The 17,243-nt window shown below is 63.9% G+C and carries 19 protein-coding genes; 10 read left to right on the forward strand and 9 right to left on the reverse strand.

The genetic code is table 11. The features are described 5' to 3' along the window. Window positions 1–56 precede the first annotated feature (56 nt). Both ACERI1_RS10145 and ACERI1_RS10150 read left to right on the forward strand, forming a co-directional pair. On the forward strand, window positions 57–1,217 hold the full coding sequence (locus ACERI1_RS10145; protein WP_373618022.1) for a methionine adenosyltransferase: 1,161 nt from the start codon (window positions 57–59) through the stop codon (window positions 1,215–1,217). 33 nt (window positions 1,218–1,250) lie between these two features. Continuing rightward, complete coding sequence (locus tag ACERI1_RS10150; protein ID WP_373618023.1) at window positions 1,251–1,904, forward strand: proteasome subunit beta; 654 nt, start codon at window positions 1,251–1,253, stop codon at window positions 1,902–1,904. A gap of 86 nt (window positions 1,905–1,990) precedes the next feature. On the opposite strand, the gene ACERI1_RS10155 is transcribed toward ACERI1_RS10150, so the two are convergent. Then, the gene (locus tag ACERI1_RS10155) at window positions 1,991–2,302 is read right to left on the reverse strand and encodes an MTH1187 family thiamine-binding protein (RefSeq protein WP_373618024.1); all 312 of its coding nucleotides are present in this window, start codon (window positions 2,300–2,302) and stop codon (window positions 1,991–1,993) included. Window positions 2,303–2,455: 153 nt separating this feature from the next. Here ACERI1_RS10155 and ACERI1_RS10160 point away from each other — a divergent pair, with 153 nt between their 5' ends. Together ACERI1_RS10160 and ACERI1_RS10165 are read left to right on the forward strand one after the other, a co-directional pair. After that, window positions 2,456–3,187, forward strand: coding sequence for a ZIP family metal transporter (locus tag ACERI1_RS10160; RefSeq protein WP_373618025.1), 732 nt, complete (start codon window positions 2,456–2,458; stop codon window positions 3,185–3,187). A gap of 84 nt (window positions 3,188–3,271) precedes the next feature. After that, window positions 3,272–4,825: a hypothetical protein gene (locus ACERI1_RS10165; RefSeq protein ID WP_373618026.1), complete on the forward strand. Its 1,554-nt coding sequence runs from the start codon at window positions 3,272–3,274 to the stop codon at window positions 4,823–4,825. 33 nt (window positions 4,826–4,858) lie between these two features. Here ACERI1_RS10165 and ACERI1_RS10170 read toward each other — a convergent pair whose 3' ends face one another. Next, complete coding sequence (locus tag ACERI1_RS10170; protein WP_373618027.1) at window positions 4,859–6,256, reverse strand: FAD-binding oxidoreductase; 1,398 nt, start codon at window positions 6,254–6,256, stop codon at window positions 4,859–4,861. 262 nt (window positions 6,257–6,518) lie between these two features. On the opposite strand from ACERI1_RS10170, the gene ACERI1_RS10175 reads away from it, so the two are divergent. The 3 genes from ACERI1_RS10175 to ACERI1_RS10185 all read left to right on the forward strand — a co-directional run bounded on the left by ACERI1_RS10175 (window position 6,519) and on the right by ACERI1_RS10185 (window position 9,833). Continuing rightward, window positions 6,519–7,952 (forward strand): FAD-binding oxidoreductase, encoded by a 1,434-nt coding sequence (locus ACERI1_RS10175; protein ID WP_373618028.1) that lies wholly within the window; start codon window positions 6,519–6,521, stop codon window positions 7,950–7,952. A gap of 125 nt (window positions 7,953–8,077) precedes the next feature. Next, window positions 8,078–9,070, forward strand: coding sequence for a 2-phospho-L-lactate transferase (gene cofD, locus ACERI1_RS10180; RefSeq protein ID WP_373618029.1), 993 nt, complete (start codon window positions 8,078–8,080; stop codon window positions 9,068–9,070). 1 nt (window position 9,071) lies between these two features. Further along, window positions 9,072–9,833, forward strand: coding sequence for a tRNA-dihydrouridine synthase (locus ACERI1_RS10185; RefSeq protein ID WP_373618030.1), 762 nt, complete (start codon window positions 9,072–9,074; stop codon window positions 9,831–9,833). Window positions 9,834–10,009: 176 nt separating this feature from the next. Here ACERI1_RS10185 and ACERI1_RS10190 read toward each other — a convergent pair whose 3' ends face one another. Together ACERI1_RS10190 and ACERI1_RS10195 are read right to left on the reverse strand one after the other, a co-directional pair. Continuing rightward, window positions 10,010–10,498, reverse strand: coding sequence for a hypothetical protein (locus ACERI1_RS10190; RefSeq protein WP_373618032.1), 489 nt, complete (start codon window positions 10,496–10,498; stop codon window positions 10,010–10,012). Window positions 10,499–10,561: 63 nt separating this feature from the next. Beyond that, window positions 10,562–10,822, reverse strand: coding sequence for a hypothetical protein (locus ACERI1_RS10195; RefSeq protein WP_373618033.1), 261 nt, complete (start codon window positions 10,820–10,822; stop codon window positions 10,562–10,564). A 111-nt stretch (window positions 10,823–10,933) separates the two neighbouring features. On the opposite strand from ACERI1_RS10195, the gene ACERI1_RS10200 reads away from it, so the two are divergent. After that, window positions 10,934–12,166 (forward strand): HD domain-containing protein, encoded by a 1,233-nt coding sequence (locus tag ACERI1_RS10200; RefSeq protein WP_373618034.1) that lies wholly within the window; start codon window positions 10,934–10,936, stop codon window positions 12,164–12,166. Between the two features lie 135 nt (window positions 12,167–12,301). Continuing rightward, window positions 12,302–13,321 (forward strand): amidohydrolase family protein, encoded by a 1,020-nt coding sequence (locus ACERI1_RS10205; protein WP_373618035.1) that lies wholly within the window; start codon window positions 12,302–12,304, stop codon window positions 13,319–13,321. Between the two features lie 2 nt (window positions 13,322–13,323). Here ACERI1_RS10205 and ACERI1_RS10210 read toward each other — a convergent pair whose 3' ends face one another. The 5 genes from ACERI1_RS10210 to ACERI1_RS10230 all read right to left on the reverse strand — a co-directional run bounded on the left by ACERI1_RS10210 (window position 13,324) and on the right by ACERI1_RS10230 (window position 16,783). Continuing rightward, entirely contained in the window at window positions 13,324–13,806 is a 483-nt protein-coding gene (locus tag ACERI1_RS10210) for a gamma carbonic anhydrase family protein (RefSeq protein ID WP_373618037.1), read from the reverse strand. 273 nt (window positions 13,807–14,079) lie between these two features. Then, complete coding sequence (locus ACERI1_RS10215) at window positions 14,080–14,370, reverse strand: DUF3006 domain-containing protein (RefSeq protein ID WP_373618038.1); 291 nt, start codon at window positions 14,368–14,370, stop codon at window positions 14,080–14,082. Then, the gene (locus ACERI1_RS10220; protein ID WP_373618039.1) at window positions 14,367–15,446 is read right to left on the reverse strand and encodes a ComEC/Rec2 family competence protein; all 1,080 of its coding nucleotides are present in this window, start codon (window positions 15,444–15,446) and stop codon (window positions 14,367–14,369) included. The genes ACERI1_RS10215 and ACERI1_RS10220 overlap by 4 nt, the downstream gene beginning before the upstream one ends. A gap of 108 nt (window positions 15,447–15,554) precedes the next feature. After that, entirely contained in the window at window positions 15,555–15,950 is a 396-nt protein-coding gene (locus tag ACERI1_RS10225; protein WP_373618040.1) for an OsmC family protein, read from the reverse strand. A gap of 104 nt (window positions 15,951–16,054) precedes the next feature. Further along, window positions 16,055–16,783 (reverse strand): metal-dependent hydrolase, encoded by a 729-nt coding sequence (locus tag ACERI1_RS10230; protein ID WP_373618041.1) that lies wholly within the window; start codon window positions 16,781–16,783, stop codon window positions 16,055–16,057. A 111-nt stretch (window positions 16,784–16,894) separates the two neighbouring features. Here ACERI1_RS10230 and ACERI1_RS10235 point away from each other — a divergent pair, with 111 nt between their 5' ends. Then, entirely contained in the window at window positions 16,895–17,158 is a 264-nt protein-coding gene (locus ACERI1_RS10235) for a hypothetical protein (protein WP_373618042.1), read from the forward strand. The last annotated feature ends 85 nt before the right edge of the window (window positions 17,159–17,243 follow it).

Genomic DNA, 17,243 nt, shown 5'->3' on the forward strand with positions numbered 1-17,243 from the left:
TCAGCTAAGTCTGGTCCCAACGATGATTTATGCTCACAGCCGTCGTGGCCCTCTCTATGGCCGACTCCTCGGTTACCGTTCAGCACCTCGAGCGGCCCCCCATCTCGTCACGACCGACGGAGTTCGTCGAACGGAAAGGACTGGGCCATCCTGACACGCTCTGTGACGGGATCGCCGAAGCGATTTCACGGCAACTCTCACGGCACTACCTCGACGAGTTCGGTCGGATTCTCCATCACAACACCGACAGCGTACAGCTCGTCGCCGGAACGACCGACCCCGATTTTGGCGGCGGTGAAATCGTCGACCCGATCACCGTCATTCTCGGCGGACAGGCGACCAAAACCGTCGATGGACAACGGGTGCCGGTCGACGACCTCGCAGTCGACGCCGCACGGGAGTACGTCGACGCAACCATCGAGGAGCTGCCGACTGACGCGATCGAATTCGAGTCGCGTCTCGGCGAGACGTCCGCCGATTTGAAGGCGCTGTTCGACGAGCAGAGTGTGCCTCGAGCAAACGACACCAGTATCGGCGTCGGCTACGCGCCGCTGTCCGAAACGGAGCGTATCGTCCGCGAGCTCGAGGCGGCGATCCGCGAGGGCGTTCCGGCGGTCGGCGAGGACATCAAGGTGCTGGGCTGGCGCACGGACGCCGACCTGCGGCTCACCGTCGCTGCTGCCGTCATCTCCCGGTACGTCGCAACCGTCGAGGAGTACGTCGACGTCGTCGCACAGGTCGAGGATCTGGCCACCCGCTACGCAAGCGACCGCACCGAGCGCGATGTCCACGTCGATGTCAACGCCGCCGACGACATCGACGCGGGGACCGTCTATCTCACCGAAACCGGCCTCTCCGCCGAGATGGGAGACGACGGAAACGTCGGGCGTGGCAACCGTGTCAACGGGCTCATTACGCCCCACCGGTCGATGAGCCTCGAGGCAACAGCCGGCAAGAACCCGGTCAGCCACGTCGGTAAGCTCTACAACATCGTCGCGACGAACGCCGCAGAACGGATCCATCGAGAACTCGACGCCGAGTACACCGGGGTAAAACTCCTCTCTCAGATCGGCACACCGGTGACGGACCCCCAGGCCATCGACGTCGAGACGACAGTCCATGACGACGAGGCGATCCGACGGCTCGTCGCTGCTGAACTCGAGGGTGTCGACACACTGTCTCGTGACATCGTAGCCGGCGACGTGCAACTGTTTTAGCGCTGGTCGACGTTGGCTCCGTGAGGTGTCACAGTGACGGAACGCCGACTGCGAACCAGTCGATCACGGGACGACCCCCTGACTGACGGCGGCTTCGAGGGGGCCGGGACGCTCGTTGGGCTCGCGACGCGAGACGGCGTCCTTCTGGCAGCCGACACGCGCACGAGCCAGGACACCGTCGTCCGCAGCGAGCGCGTCCGAAAACTCGCGCAGGTCCACCCGACCGCCGCGATGGGATCGTCTGACGACCTCGGCGCCGTACAGTCGTTCGTCCGAACGGTTCGGCTCGAGGCCGACCGCTACGAGACCGAACGTGGCGAGCCGATGACGCTGTCGGCGCTTGCCGCGACTGCGGCCGAGGAACTCCGGTCGGAGTCCGCAACGGGGACGTTCGTCCTCGGTGGTGTCGACGACGACGGCTCACACCTCTTTGAACTGTCTCGAGATGGCGGCCTCTTCGAGGACGAGTCCGTCGTCGTCGGAAGCGGGCGGGAAATCGCCGCTGGCGTCCTCGAAGCCGACGCGACGGCAGCGCTCACGATGGCCGCGGGGCGACGGCTCGCCGGTCGTGCCCTCGCGAGCAGTGCCGAGCGTGACACACAGACCGGCGTCGAGGTGCACGTCGCCGAGATCACGAACGCCGGCGTCGAGACGACCGACTACGAGGCGGTCGCCGATCTCTTGTAAGGGCACCCAGACGGACCACTGTCAGTCATGTCCGGCGCACCCGCTGACGGTTGCAGGTCGCCGGTAAACAGTGACAGCAGATCGTCTCAGTCGCGTCGCTTGGCGTCCCGTCCCAGCTGTCGTTCGACGGCGTCGACCTTGTCGCTGGCGCGTTGCTCGACCGTTCGTTTGTCGTCGACTTTCAACGTCGTGATCACTCGGGCTTCGTCGACGGCCGCGTGTGCTGCCGCTGCGGCGTCGAACAACTCGCTCGCGTCGTCGGCTTCGATGATCGTCCCCATCGGATTGGTCTCGTAGGCGACATCGAACGACTCGAGCGCGTCGATTGCCTTCGCGACCTCTTCGGACAGACTGCCCTCCCGAACGGGGGTGACGTTGAGGTCGCCGATCGCGGTCATGGCTGACGGTACGGTGTCGGCGGATATAATGGCGCAACCTGCTCGAACGAGGGTTCTTTGCCGGCTTGCCCTCGACACCCCGCTATCCCTATGTATCTGCCCGGTGTCGACATTCCTACCCACGATGAACGATCAGGGTATGGGAGGCCGGTCATGGTAGCGGTCTCGGCGGATTTTTACTGGATCGCGGGGTTCGCCATCGTCGCAGCGCTCGTCAACAGCGCGGGGATCGTCGCCATCTTCCGCTATCGGGAGTGGGCGGAACGATATCTCACCTATTTCATGTGTTTTGCCGCAGGGGTCCTCCTTTCGACGCCGCTGTTGCTCGCGCTGCCGAACGCGATCGCGAACAACCCGAACGCGGGGTTCAGTGCCCTGGCCGGGTTCCTGTTCATGTTTTTCTCCAACAAACTGATCACGTATCGCACCAAGCAAGAGAGCCTCGCGTTCGGGGTGACGGCGGCGGAAGGTATCGGGATCCACTCGCTGGTCGACGGCGTCGTGTACACCGTCACGTTCAGCGTGTCCCTCCTGACCGGGATTCTGGCGGGCACCGGGTTAGTCGTCCACGAGTTCGCCGAAGGGGTCATCACGTATCTCGTCTTGCTGAAGGGGAACGTGACGGAACGAACGGCGGCGATGTACGCGTTTTTCATCGCCACGCTGACGACACCGATCGGCGCGTTCGTCGCGTATCCGCTGGTCACCAGACTGGGCCAGCGCCACCTGGGACTGCTGCTCGGGTTCGTCTCGGGTGTGCTGCTCTATGTCTCCGCATCTCACCTGCTCCCCGAAGCGAGCGCACACGAGCAGAAACACTCGACTGTCACCCTCATGGCCGGCGTCGGGTTGGCGCTGTTTATCGTGTTCTCGCGGACGATATGAGGAACTCGAGCCCCTGGTCAGTCACCGAACGTTCGTCGCCTCGAGAGACGTGCTTTCAAGTCACTCGCGCGCGCACTCGGAGCTATGCCAGAGGAGGAACTCGCCGCACGGGTCGCGGACGTGCTGGCGGTCGACGCTGCTGACTTCCGCCAGCGGGCCGAGGGGGATGCCGAGGTGATCAAAGACGCCGTCGAGGAAGGAGTCTTCGACAACCCGCAGGCGATCATCGGCCTCGAGTACGAGTTCTACGCGATCAAGGCCGACGACTGCACGCTGCGGCGGGTTCCACGCCGACTGCTCGAGCTGATCGGCTTCGAGAAGGAACTTGGCTTGCACAACGCGGAGATGACGACCAGCCCACAGCCGCTGAACGCACCCGGGCTGGCGGCTCAGGAGTCGGAAGTCAAAGCGCGCCTGCAGACGGCACTCGACGTGACCCAGTCCGAGCGGATGCGGCTGGTCAGCGACGGGCTGTGGACGATTCCGCCGGAGGGCGAAACGGCGGGCACGTACCTCGCCGACAGCATCGAGCGACCGGCGACGACACCGGACGGGGCCGAGCGCTCGATCCGCATCGCGACGAACATGAGTGGCTCCGCTCGGTATCACGCGATGGCCAACACCGACCAGGCCGACTCGGCGGGGATGCGTATCGAAGCCCCACACGTCTCGTTGCAGGCCAATACCGTCATGCCCGAGAGTCTGATCACGTCGATCCAGCCCCACTATCAGGTGGCCCACGCACCGGACCTTCCCGAATATTTCAACTACGCGCTCCGGGTCGCGGGTCCGTTGCTCGCACTCGGCGTCAACTCCCCGTTTTTCCCCGCCGATCTGTACGACGAGGACGCGACCGCCGACGAGATTCTCCGAGACGGCTGGATGGAACATCGCATCAGCGTCTTCGAGACCGTGCTCAACGACCCCACGACGGGCGAGGGGAAAGTCCGGTTCCCCCACGATCTCGAGAGCGTCGACGAGGCGATCGACCGAATCGTCGACGACGACACGATCGTGCCGATGCCGGTCGAACCCGGCGAGCGTTTCGACGATCAGTTTCCCCACTTCAGGCGCAAACACGGCACCTACTGGCGGTGGGTTCGTCCCGTCTTCGGCGGCCCGACGCGCTCGGCGGCCAACGCCCGCATCGAGTTTCGGCCGATCCCCGCCCAGCCGACGGTCCGCGATTCGGTGGCCTTCCTCGCCGCCTTTGCCGGCCTGATGGAGAGTCTCACTCGGCTCGAGCATCCCGTCCACGAACTCGACTGGCAGCTCGCTCGCGAAAACTTCTACGGGGCGATGACCGATGGCCTCGAGGCCGAGCTGACGTGGATCACCAACGACGGTCGGGAAATCACAGACGGGCTCGAGCTCTACGAGGATCTGCTCGCCCACGCCGAAGACGGGCTGGTCAACCGCGGGCTGAGCGAGGAAGACGCCGCCAAATATCTCTACCCGCTCCGGCGGCGGGTCCGCCAGAAAGTGACACCAGCCAGCTGGAAGCGCGAGCAGGTGCGGGCAGCCCTCGAGGACGGTGCCGACCTCGCCGACGCGATGGAGCGGATGCAACAGCGCTACGTGACCCGGCAGTCGGAGACGTTGCTCGAGGGAAGCTTCGCGGACTGGATCGGCGACTAGCGGTTCGTGACCGGTGCGATCGGCAAAAAGACGTTATTGGGCCGGTTCGACGTTCTGGTTCATCCGGAACAGGTTGTCCGGATCGTACGTGGCCTTGACCTCGGCCAGCCGTTGCTGGTTCGTCCCGTAGGCGAGGTCCTCCTCGCCCTCGTCCTCGCTGATGAAGTTCATGTAGACGCCGCCAGTCGCATACGAGGCCATCGCGTCGAAGAACTCCCGGGACCAGGCGATGCACTTGTCATCCATCGCAGGGTCCTCCCAGCGCGTGTGGACGTTCATCCCGTATTCGGCGTCCCGGTGGGGAAACGCCGTCGCGTCCGCTGGGACCCGTCCCATCGCGCCGCCGAGCTGTCCGAAGAAGATTTCGGACAGCGGGGTGGGGAGGTCTCGTGCGTATTCGACCACTGTATCGATGGCGTCGTCCGAGACCGTACTGAAGTTGTGTGACTTCCAGTAGTTCCGGGCACCCTCCTCGAGCAGTGGATCGAACGCTTGCTGGAACTCGGCGTACTGGTGTGGACCGACGACATCGGCGATCGGATCGCCGTACTCACGAATCGGAGCGAGCACGTCCTCACCCGCTGCCATGTCACCGGCGTAGAACGGAACGACGACGAGAACGTCCTCGCCGTGAACGTCCTCCGGGAGGAACGGGAGCGGTGGTGCCTTGCGCAGGACCATCCAGACGGTCGACTCGTCCGGTGCCGTTTCGTTGAAGTCCCGCACATGTCGGAGGACATCTGGTGCGTCCGCACCGTGGTAGACGACCATCCCGGTGAGTACCTCCGGTCCGACCTCGTGGAGGTCGAACTCGAACGACGTGACGACGCCGAAGTTGCCACCGCCGCCGCGGACCCCCCAGAAGAGATCCGGATTTTTGTCTTCGCTCGCGTGCCGCAGTTCGCCGTCCGCGGTGACGATATCGACCGATCGCAGGTTATCCACTGTCATTCCGTACCTGCGAGTCAGCCACCCGAACCCGCCGCCGAGCGTCAGTCCCGCGACGCCGGTCGTCGAGTTGATTCCCAGTGGCGTCGCCAGCCCGAACGCCTGTGCTTCGTGGTCGAAGTCGGCGAGGGTCGCACCCGGTTCGACTCGAGCCGTTTGTTCCTCCGGGTCTACGCGAACCGATCGCATCGCCGAGAGGTCGAGCATCAGACCGTCGTCACAGACCGCGTTCCCCGCGATGTTGTGTCCGGCACCGCGGATCGCGAGTACCATGTCCTGCTCGCGGGCGAAGTTCACCGCCGCGATCACGTCCGAGACACCCATCGCTCGAGCGATAAGTGCCGGTCGCCGGTCGATCATGCCGTTCCAGATCGCTCGCGTCTCGTCGTAGTTCGGATCCTCGGGGCGGAGCAATTCGCCGTGAAGCCCCTCGCCGAATCCGTCTATTGCACCGTCGTCTACGGGTGTGGTAGTAACTGCCATTATCACTCAGTATCCGTACGCTTCGCACGGGGATATAGTCACACATAATTAATAGTTAAGATAGGTTCGCCGACAGGAGTGACCCGAGAGCTGGCGTATCGACGGGCGATCGGGGATCGAATGCTATTTCTCCGCACAGTTAGCCGCCCGATTTGTATCCGCACGCAGAAATTTAATTCCAGCTTATCGGACATATCTATCCGATTGATGATCGTGTTAGATATACTACTGTTTTATTCCTGCTGAACGCATATCGTGAGATATGGGAACAGTGAACAAATCAGCAGGCGATGAGGCGATCGCAGCACTCCCGGACGAGGCCGTCCGGTCCTTCATCGACCGGTTCCACGGGGACCTCCTGCGTCCGTCAGACGACGAGTACGACGACGCTCGCGAGGTCTGGAACGGGATGATCGACAAATACCCGGCGCTCGTCGCGCGCTGTGTGGACGTCGACGACGTCGCCACAGCCGTCGACTTCGCCCGAAACCACGACCTGCCCCTCGCGGTCCGGGGTGGTGGGCACAACGCGGCCGGGACGGCTGTCTGCGATGGCGGGCTCGTCGTCGATCTGACGGAAATGAACGGTGTCCGTGTCGACCCCGAGGCGAAGACTGTCCGTGTCGACGGCGGGGCGACGCTGGGCGACGTCGACCTCGAGACACAACGCTTCGGCCTCGCGACGGCTCTCGGTGTGGTGTCAGAGACCGGCGTCGCCGGGTTGACGCTCAACGGCGGCTACGGACACCTGAGTCGCAAGTACGGACTGGCACTTGACAATCTGATCAGCGTCGACGTCGTGACGGCCGATGGCAAACTGCGCCACGCCAGCGCTGACGAGAACGAGGACCTGTTCTGGGCGATCCGCGGCGGCGGTGGTAACTTCGGCGTCGTCACCGCTCTCGAGTACGCGCTCCACGAGGTCGGCCCCGACGTGTACGCACTCTTCGTCTGGTTCCACGGCGACGACACCGCCGTCGCTATGGATGCCTTCCGCGAGTGGACCGAGACCGCACCGCGGGACGCGAGCGCCCTCGCGTTTACTGCCCACGTTCCCGACATAGCGGAGTTCCCCGAGGAATCGTGGGGCGAGCCGGCGATCGCGTTCCTCGGCTCGTACCTGGGAGACCCCGACGACGCCGAGGACGTCTTCGATTCGTTCCGGGAGCGTGCGACGCCGATCACCGACCTGAGCGGAGTGATGGCCTACGCCGACCTGCAGTCGATGCTCGACGAGGACTACCCGGACGGGCTGCGCTACTACTGGAAGTCGATCTTCCTCGAGGAACTCACTGACGACGTGATCGACCTCATGACTCGATACAACGAATCGGCGCCGTCGGCGCTCTCGACGATTGACGTCTGGCATCTCGGCGACGCGGTTGCTGACGTTCCCCAGGATGCGACCGCGTTCTGGCACCGCGACAAGCCGTACATGCTCAACTTCGAGGCGAACTGGGAGGACGCCGACGACGATGACGCAAACGTGGGGTGGGTTCGCGAGGGTTTTGCCGAGGCACAGACCCTTTCGATCGCTTCGGGCCGCTACGGTAACTTCCCGGGGCTGAACGAAGACCCCGCGAAACTGCTCTACGGCGAGAACTACGACCGGCTGGTCGACGTCAAGACGAAATACGACCCCGATAACCTATTCCGGTCGAACACGAACGTCCCGCCGCGCCCGACCGGTGCCTGACTGGGCGCGCGGATACCGGTCGCCAACATACGACCCGGATAGCGACATCACGAACGGCGTCCGATGGGATCGATCGTTTTTCGCCGCCGGAAGCGATTAAGTAACTTCGCTCGAGAGGTGTGCGTATGGTAACTTTCCTCTCTGGAGGCACCGGAACGCCGAAACTCTTAGACGGCGCCGGTGTCGCGTTCTCGCCAGAGGAGACCACGGTCATCGCCAATACGGGTGATGACATCGAACTCGGTGGACTGTTCGTCTCGCCGGATGTCGATACCCTACTGTTTCAGGGCGGTGGCATCCTCGACCGCGAGACGTGGTGGGGAATCGATGACGACACGCACCGAACCAACGCAGCGCTGTCTGAGATCGCGTCGACCGCTGGACTTCCCGACGGGCCGCAATACCTCCCCGAGGAAAAACAGACCACGGGCCGGCGACTCGCGAACTGGCGGCGCTTTTCGGGGGTCGCGGAGTTCATGACGATCGGCGACCGCGACCGGGCCGTCCACATCACGCGCACCAGTCTCCTCGATGAGGGCAAGACGTTGAGCGAGGCGACCCAGCGGCTGGCCGACGCGTTCGGCGTCACGATCGACCTGCTCCCGATGAGCGACGATCCCGTCGCCAGTCTCGTCCACACCGACGAGGGCATGATGCACTTTCAGGAGTACTGGGTCGCCCACCGCGGCGAGCCGACTGTCGAAACCGTCGAATTTCGGGGCTCGTCGGATGCCGAGCCCGCGCCGGGCGTTCTCGAGGCACTCGACGACACCGTCGTCATCGGCCCCTCGAACCCGGTCACCAGCATCGGGCCGATGCTCGCACTGCCGGGCGTCGCCGACGCGCTCGCCGAGACGACGGTCGTTGCCGTCTCGCCGTTTCTCGGCGACGACGCTTTCTCCGGGCCCGCGGGCGACCTCATGGCTGCGGTCCATGCAGAGCCCAGCACCGAGGGGCTGGCGACCGCCTATCCGTTCGTCGACGCCTTCGTGATCGACGAGGACGACGACGCCGACTTCGACCGACCGACGGTTCGGACGGACATCCGGATCGACGACTCCGAAGATGCCGCGCGCGTCACTCGAGCCGTCGACGACGCGATCGATCGCGTGCGCTAACATGTCCGGACGCGTCTCGTTTACGCCGCCGCTCGCACTCGCCAGCCTCAGCGGCGAGGCCGACGCTGACTGGGCGCGAGCCGGCGCTGACTACGCTGGCGCGGCGTTCCTCGGCGGGATCGCCCTCGATGCCGACGCGAGAGCGGCTGCACGCGACCTCGTCGCCCGCGACCGGTCCGAGTTCCTGCCCGACGATCCGCTCGCCTTTATCGACCGCCAGCTCGCAGCGCTCGAAGACGTCCCTCTCCAGCCAGCGTTCAACGTCCGGAGCGCGACTGTCGATCCGATGGCCGACGCGGCCCGCGTCTGTCGGGATCGGGACGCCTATCTCGAGATAAACGCCCACTGCCGGCAGGACGAACTCTGTGCCGTCGGCTGTGGCGAGACGCTCTTACAGGATGGCGACCGTCTCGCAAGCTACGTCAGCCGCGCAGCCGAGACCGGCGCGACCGTCGGCGTGAAGGTCCGCGCCGAAGTTCCCGGCGTCGATCTGTCGGCACTGGCCCGCGACCTCGAGCGCGCGGGGGCTGATTTCGCCCACATCGACGCGATGGACTCCGAGTCGATCATCGCGGACGTGGTCGATGCGACCGACCTGTTCGTGATCGCCAATAACGGCGTCCGCGACGACGCGACCGTCCGCGAGTACGCCGACTACGGGGCCGACGCGGTCAGCGTCGGTCGGCCCAGCGATAACCCCGTGGTGCTCGAACGCGTTCGCGCGGCTGTCGACCGCCACTTTGGCCTCGAGCAGGTTCGCTAGCAGTAGCTGATCACACGGCTTCTCCAGCAGTAAACGGGAAAACTCGTCGCACAAGTAACGACGATCGACGACAAGAGCAGTCGTTTGCTATAGTAGCCACTGAAAGGTAATGCACACCCGATCGCACGAGGACTGTGCGATCGGTGTGTCAATCGTTTCAGTTGTTACTATAGTGGTTAGCCGGCAGACATATATTGCGTGAGGGAACGCAGATCAACATCGAGAACTGCGAGGAGAAGCGCTCCGTATCCTCCGAGCAGGGGGAGCAATGGACGGTAGTAGTATGGGCACCCACAAATACATCCGACGGGCTCAGCAGTCACGCCAACGACTGGTCCGATTGGCGATGAGAACGTAAACTCTGCTCGAATATGCTGCCAGTAGACGAAATCCTCTGGGATGTGACAGACGCACCCCAAACAGCCGCCAACAAACTGAAGCGGGACGGTACTCAGAAACAGGAGGAGGAAGCCACTTACACTGAGTGCCCAGCGCTGTGTGACATAGCCCACGAACCCTGCCGCCGTCAGCAGGATTCCAACACCGAGAAAGAATCCGATGAGCGGAAATGGAACGGGAAGAATATCGGTGAGGATAATCAGACAGGTTCCCAGCGCGAGAATAGCGCTGACTTCCGCTGCTCGTCTTCGGACTGCTGCGTCCATGATTCTTGCTGTCACTCAGAAATCTAACAAATTTCATCCATTTCGGGATGCGATATTCTCCCTTCAGGCTTCGTTCGCTTCATCCTCGATGGTCGAGACCGTGTGGATTTCGTCGTACCGGACGCTCCTGTCGTCAAGTGGCTGGCCGTCGAGTTCGAGATACACGGGCTCGAAACCAGTCACGTCTCCGGTGACGACCGTTATTTGATCCATCGTCCGCTCTGCGCTTCGAACCTCGACCGTGTCGCCGATGTCGACGTGGTTCTGGACGAGCAATTTGGTTCGTTTCGTATCGGCGTCGGGAGGGACAGTCAAAGTAGTCATCGGCTGTCGGACCGAAGCGGGGCGACACCCGTAGTCGTTGACCCGGTATTCGCAACGCGAGCGGTGTCGTCCGGACGACCGTTTTTGTACGAACCGGTCGAACGAGGAGTAATGAAAGTCATCAAGGACAGCGTCCACGACCACATCCAGGTCGACGGCGTCGCGCGTGACCTGCTCGACACGCCCGAAGTACAGCGGCTTCGGCACGTCGGCCAGCTCGGAACCGTCTCTCTCGTGTATCCTTCTGCCAACCACACTCGCTTTGAACACAGCCTCGGCGTCTATCACCTCGCCTGCGAGGCCCTCGAGCACCTCGCTATCGAGGGACGACAGGCCGAACGGGTCCACGCCGCCGCCCTGCTTCACGACGTGGGCCACGGCCCTTTCAGTCACAACCTCGAGTCGCTGACCCACCGTCGCACCGGTCGATATCACGACGACGTCCACGAGTTGCTCGCGGACGGGGCGGTCGGCGAGGTGTTGCGCGACCACGACCTCGAGCCCGACCGGGTCGCCGAGTTGGTCGCCGGCGAGGGACGCTTCGGGCAGGTGGTCTCGGGGGAACTCGACGTCGACCGGATGGATTACCTGGTGCGGGATGCCCACCACACGGGCGTTCCCTACGGCACGATCGATCATGGCCGGCTCGTCCGCGAGCTGACGTTCGTCGACGGCGAACTCGTCCTCGACGAGGGGAACGTCCAGACTGCCGAAAGCCTGCTGGTCGCGCGGGCGCTGATGAACCCGACGGTCTACAGTCATAGCGTCGCCCGGATCAGCAAGGCGATGCTCCGACGGGCTGCCGAACGACTGTTGGACGCTCCTGAGACCGATGTCGACGCCGCGACCCTCCAGCGGATGGACGACCACGACCTGATCGTCGCCCTGCGCTCGTGTGATCGAACGGCGGCGTTCTCGAGGCGACTGGATCACCGCGACCTGTACAAGCGGGCGGTCTGGGCCGAACTCGACGACGTGCCCGACGAGATCATCGACGCCGATCACGAAACGATCTGCGACCTCGAGCACGAGATCGGCGATCGGGCGGATGTCGACCCTACCGACGTCATCCTCGACGTGCCGAGTCGGCCCTCGATGACGGAGTCGACGACGCGCGTGATGGTCAACGGCGAGATCCGACAGCTGGGCCAGCAGTCGCCGCTGGTCGCGGCGCTGCGGGCGGCCCAGCACTCTCAGTGGCGACTCGGCGTCTACTCGCCGCCCGAGTTGCGGGATCGGGTCGGTCGGGCCGCCGTCGATGTGCTCAGACTGGACATCGATGGTGCGCTCGTCAGCGAGGTCCGAAACGGGCTGGACGCGACGCTCGATCAGTTCGTCGACTGATACTGTTGGACAACAGGATCACACATCGATCGCACGCGAACCGCGATCGGGTGATCACGGACTGTTGTTCGACAGTGTACACCTGTCCGTTTCGGGGGTCGAACCGTTGAAGGCGCTGACGGCGAACTGACGCGTATGGAACGAACGGGAACGATTCTCCGCGGCCGCGAGTTCGAGCCTATCGGGGGACGGGTCGTCATCGACGACGAGGGTCGCATCGAGGCCATCGAGGAAACGTCGGTCGAGAGTGACGACATCATCCTCCCGGCCTTCGTCAACGCCCACACACACATCGGCGACTCGATCGCCAAGGAAGCCGGTGGCGGCCTCTCGCTCGAGGAACTGGTCGCGCCGCCGGACGGGCTGAAACATCGGTTGCTCCGGCAGGCCTCCCGCGACGAACTCGTGAGCGCGATGGCGCGCTCGCTGTCGTTCATGCAGCGGGCCGGGACGGCGGCCTGCCTGGACTTTCGCGAGGGCGACGTCGAGGGTGTTCGGATGCTCGCAGACGCCGCCGAGGGTCTCGAGATCGATGCACTGTCCTTTGCCCGCGGCTCTATCGATGCGATGCATGCCGGCGATGGCTTCGGTGCCAGCGGGACGAACGATGCGAATTTCGACCAGGAGCGGCGGGCGACCCGCGAGGCGGGCAAGCCCTTCGGCATCCACGCCGGCGAGGTTGACGAAAGCGATATCAACCCAGCGCTGGATCTCGAGCCCGACTTTCTGGTACACATGGTCCATCCCGAACCGCTGCACCTCGATCGGCTCGCAGACAGCGAGATTCCGGTCGTCGTCTGCCCCCGCTCGAATCTCGTGACTGGCGTCGGGCTGTCTCCTTACGAAGAACTAAACGAGCGCACGACGCTCGCACTCGGGACGGATAACGTGATGCTCAACTCGCCGTCGATGTTCCGCGAGATGGAGTTCCTCGCGAAACTGTCCGACTTGCCGGCCGACGAAATCCTTCGGATGGCAACCATCAACGGAGCCGAAATCGCCGATCTCGAGTACGGCCTCGTAGAGCCCGGCCGGGAGGCCCGGCTATTGGTGCTCGACGGCGACTCGGACAACCTCGCCGGCGCGCGCGATCCCGTCCGGGCCGTCGTCCGGCGCGCTGGCGTCGACGACGTTCGGGAAGTCGTCTACAGATAGTCTCAGTCGAGCCGTTCTGCTGTCTCGGCGTGTTCGTTCGCGAGTTCGACGTACCGGTCGGCGGTCGCCTCGAGATGTGGGTCGTCGATCTCCGTCTTCGGCTCGGCGGGTGACCCGGCGACGAGCGTCGACGGCGGGATCTCGGTGCCCTCGGTGACGACGCTGCCGGCGGCGACGTGGGCCCCGTCGAGGACGACGGCGTTCATGCCCACGAGCGCGCGCTCGGCAACGGTCGCGTCGTGGACGATGGCGCTGTGGCCGACCGTCGAGTAGGGTTTTAATTCTGCGTCCTCGTGGAGAACGGCGTTGTCCTGAACGTTTGCACCCTCGCCAACGACGATCCGACCGTGATCGCCGCGAAGCGTAGTGTTCGGCCAGACGCTCGCATCGTCTTCGATGACGACGTCGCCGATGACGACTGCGGCCTCGTCGACGTACGCGGAGTCGGCCACCTGCGGTTCGGTCCCATTGAACGAACGGAGCATGTGAGATCCTGTCTCGAGAACTGTCTTGAACCTGCCCATCACGGACGGGTGGCGTGTCGGTGCCGGTGTCTCTATGGGAAGATTGATCCGTGTGTTGGATCTTTGTTATAAGGGGTGCTATTATAAAACCAGCATATTTTGGTAGTACAGTTACGGCAGTCGCCGCAAAACTACCGGATGGCGGCACGCGATGGTCCAGACAACAGCACCCTGCCGCCACGCCAGCATCGCCGAACCAGCCGGTTCGGGCTTCACTCGTTCGTTTCTCTGCCGCTAGTTCTCGTCCCCTCGGTCCGACAGTCGCTCGGAGAGACGGTCGAATCGGTCCTGTAGGGACTCCCGGCGGTCCCGTTCGGTGTCGGCGCGATACGTCGCCTCGAGCAGGCGCCCCTCGTCGCGGTCGACGGTCACGGAGAGGACGGCACCCTCGTGGCGGCCAGCCGCCGGCAGCCGTTCGACTGCAACCGGGAGGTCGTCGACGACGTTGCCGTCGGCCTCGAGCAAGAGCACTGCCGTCTCCCCGTCGACGATTCGATCGAGGACGGCAGTGTAGGTCTCGCTCATCTCGCTACCCCCTCCCCCGAAGCACGAACGACAGCGCCGGCAACCGACGACCGACCGCTGTCGGGTGTCGGCAGTCCACGCGCGGCGGATAGCCCGCTGTGTGCCAGCGGAGCCACGAGTGCCGACTCGATCGCGTGTTTGCGCTCGAGCAGCGTCGCCGGGTCGGTCGATGCGTTCCGTTCCGTGGCGACCGAGGCAGCCGTCCCGTTGGTCGTCACGACAATATCGCCGTGGACGCCGGTCCAGTAGGTCTCGATCCCGCGGTCGGCGAAGGCCGCGAGCACTTCATCGTGTGGGTGGCCGTAGCGAGAGTCGACTGGACTCGAGACGACCGCGATATCGGGATCGACCCGGTCGAGAAACGGCGCGTTCGAGGAGGTCGACGAACCGTGGTGGCCCGCCTGGTAGGCATCTGACGCGAGATCGTCGCCGTACGTCTCGACCAGTCGCTGTTCCCCACTGGCGTCGAGGTCGCCGGTCGTCAGATACGAGAAGTCGCCGAAGGCAAGCGAGAGGACGACACCGTTAGTGTCGATGTCACCGCTCGCGTCGCCGTCAGGTGGGTTCAGGACGGTGGCCTCGAGGCCGTCGCCAGCCACCGGCAGCCGATCACCCGCGACGACCTCGTAGAACGAGACGTTGTATGCCTCGACGGCATCGAGGTAGTGCTCGTAGGTCGCGGTTGGATGAGGGACGCCGGAGTCGTAGATCGCGCCGATCCCGTCACCTGTTTCTTCGAAGTGTTCGATGAGTTCGGGGTGGCCGCCGATGTGGTCGGCGTGGCCGTGGGTCGCGATCAGGTGATCGATTCGGTCGATGTCGTGGGCCTCGAGATAGTCGATAACTGCCTGTCCGTCGTCGCGGTAGTCGCCCGTATCGATCAGGATCGTCTCGTTCGACGGCGTCACGATGAGAGTCGAATCGGCCTGTCCGACGTCGATGTGGTGGAGCTCGAGGGTGCCACTGACGTCGGCTGCCCCCTCACGCTCGATGCCGTCGCTGCCATCGATTGCGCTGCTACAGCCAGCGACAACGAGCAGTCCCGCGACGGCAACGACCAGCAGTTCTCGGCGCATCCGTGTGTCGAACCGACGCACTCGGCAGGGATGTGTGTTCGGACCGGTTCAGACACCTGGCTGTCACGAATATGGACGAATGACTGTGTCAGCGGGTCGAGGCCGGCGTCAGAACGCGTCGCCTTCGAAGGTCGTGTCGGCGTGGAGACTGTCTTTCAGCGCGTCGTGAACCTTACAGAGTTCGAAGGCGCGCTCGATGACTTCCTCGCCAGTATCGTTGTCGACGTCGCCCGCGACGCTGATATCGAAGTGAATCGACTCGAGTTTGTCGTCGTCGTTCAGTTCGCCAGTGATATCGATCTCGATCTTGCCGAGGTCGTCGGCCCCGCGTTGCTGGCCGCCGACGCGCAGCGCCGGCACGTAACAAGAGCCATACGCCGCCAGCAGCGCCTCGAGCGTGTCGGGTGCGTCCTCGCCGTTGGCGTCGATCGTGGTCTCGAACTCGCGGATGTCGTTGGTGGCGCTGTACCCCTCCTCGGAGACGGTGGTGACTGTTTTCGCCATGGCACTCGAGACGTCCACAGCCGGTGCTGTAAACGTTGTTCTCGTGGGGATGACGATCCGATCTGCCGAACAAAAACAGGAAATCGAGAGAACGCGACGGCGCGTCAGGGCTCGAGTTCGACCGGCTCGTCGGCTTCGAGCGTGTGGACCTCGGCGGTGCTGCCGGTCGCGCGCACTTCCCTGGCGAAGTCCTCGGGGTCCTGTTCGATCGGTGGGAACGTATCGTAGTGCTGTGGGAAGGCGTGATCGACGTCGAGCCAGTCGACGGCAACGGCAGCCTGCCACGGCCCCATAGTAAAGTGATCGCCGATCGGCACCGCGGCGGCGTCGGGCTCGAGATACGGGCCGACGACTTCACGCATCTCGGTCATGAGGCTGGTGTCGCCGGCGTGGTAGAACGTCGTCGCGTCCTCGTCTGCGACCTGCGTTGGCTTCGTATCGGAGACGACGAAGCCGGCGGGCATCCCGCCGCTCGCGTCGTTTTCGGTCATGATCCCGTTAGTGTGGTCGGCCCGGACCATGGTGACGTAGGCGTCGCCACACTCGACGGTACCGCCGAGGTTCATCCCCATCCCGCCAACGGCGTCCTCGAAACCGAACTCGTCCTGGCAGTAGGAGACGAGTTCCGGCGTCGCGACCAGCGTCGCCTCCGAAAACGCCCCGGCGTCGGCGATGTGGTCGGCGTGGCCGTGTGTCAACAGCACGTAATCGGGCGTGTCGACGTCGGCCGGCTCGAGGTCGGTCTTCGGGTTGTCGAAGAACGGATCGATCAACAGTTCCGTCTCTCCAACGGTGACGTGCCACGTCGAGTGGCCATGCCAGGTAACTTCCATAGCAGGTGACGCGTTCGTGCGAATCCACCATAAAAGTGGGCGGGGCCGACGTACTCGTCTCGCCCGGTGGCGATGCCGTGTGGTTTTGTATCCCCGGTTCGTACGGCGACTATGCTCGCACTCACGCTCGAGGAATTCATGGTGGAGTTGAACGACGGCGCGATCAAGAACGTCGGTCCGAACAACAAGGCAGTGACGGCCAAGATGTTCGACGTCGAGTCAGCCGAAGCCAGGGAGTTCGGCGACAAGCGCGTCAAGCTCGTCTTCGAGGACGAGGACGACAACGAGATCCAGATCTCGCTGTTCCCGGAGGACGTTCAGAAAATCGTGGACGATATCGACGCGCTCGAGGACGAGTCGGCGATTTTCGACTGACGGCGGCGCTGTGTCGCGGCTGTTTTCGTGAGTCGTGTCACGAACGCATTTCGACAACCGTTTTAGGGCGAAACCGCTTGGTTCG

This window comes from Natrinema sp. HArc-T2, assembly GCF_041821085.1.
In the GTDB taxonomy this organism is placed as follows: domain Archaea; phylum Halobacteriota; class Halobacteria; order Halobacteriales; family Natrialbaceae; genus Natrinema.

Coding starts and splice junctions, on each gene's coding strand:
- ACERI1_RS10145 (WP_373618022.1), top strand. CDS start 57: ATGGCCGACTCCTCGGTTACCGTTCAGCACCTCGAGCGGCCCCCCATC.
- ACERI1_RS10155 (WP_373618024.1), bottom strand. CDS start 2,302: ATGACCGCGATCGGCGACCTCAACGTCACCCCCGTTCGGGAGGGCAGT.
- ACERI1_RS10160 (WP_373618025.1), top strand. CDS start 2,456: ATGGTAGCGGTCTCGGCGGATTTTTACTGGATCGCGGGGTTCGCCATC.
- ACERI1_RS10165 (WP_373618026.1), top strand. CDS start 3,272: ATGCCAGAGGAGGAACTCGCCGCACGGGTCGCGGACGTGCTGGCGGTC.
- ACERI1_RS10170 (WP_373618027.1), bottom strand. CDS start 6,256: ATGGCAGTTACTACCACACCCGTAGACGACGGTGCAATAGACGGATTC.
- ACERI1_RS10175 (WP_373618028.1), top strand. CDS start 6,519: ATGGGAACAGTGAACAAATCAGCAGGCGATGAGGCGATCGCAGCACTC.
- cofD (WP_373618029.1), top strand. CDS start 8,078: ATGGTAACTTTCCTCTCTGGAGGCACCGGAACGCCGAAACTCTTAGAC.
- ACERI1_RS10185 (WP_373618030.1), top strand. CDS start 9,072: ATGTCCGGACGCGTCTCGTTTACGCCGCCGCTCGCACTCGCCAGCCTC.
- ACERI1_RS10190 (WP_373618032.1), bottom strand. CDS start 10,498: ATGGACGCAGCAGTCCGAAGACGAGCAGCGGAAGTCAGCGCTATTCTC.
- ACERI1_RS10195 (WP_373618033.1), bottom strand. CDS start 10,822: ATGACTACTTTGACTGTCCCTCCCGACGCCGATACGAAACGAACCAAA.
- ACERI1_RS10200 (WP_373618034.1), top strand. CDS start 10,934: ATGAAAGTCATCAAGGACAGCGTCCACGACCACATCCAGGTCGACGGC.
- ACERI1_RS10205 (WP_373618035.1), top strand. CDS start 12,302: ATGGAACGAACGGGAACGATTCTCCGCGGCCGCGAGTTCGAGCCTATC.
- ACERI1_RS10210 (WP_373618037.1), bottom strand. CDS start 13,806: ATGCTCCGTTCGTTCAATGGGACCGAACCGCAGGTGGCCGACTCCGCG.
- ACERI1_RS10215 (WP_373618038.1), bottom strand. CDS start 14,370: ATGAGCGAGACCTACACTGCCGTCCTCGATCGAATCGTCGACGGGGAG.
- ACERI1_RS10220 (WP_373618039.1), bottom strand. CDS start 15,446: ATGCGCCGAGAACTGCTGGTCGTTGCCGTCGCGGGACTGCTCGTTGTC.
- ACERI1_RS10225 (WP_373618040.1), bottom strand. CDS start 15,950: ATGGCGAAAACAGTCACCACCGTCTCCGAGGAGGGGTACAGCGCCACC.
- ACERI1_RS10230 (WP_373618041.1), bottom strand. CDS start 16,783: ATGGAAGTTACCTGGCATGGCCACTCGACGTGGCACGTCACCGTTGGA.
- ACERI1_RS10235 (WP_373618042.1), top strand. CDS start 16,895: ATGCTCGCACTCACGCTCGAGGAATTCATGGTGGAGTTGAACGACGGC.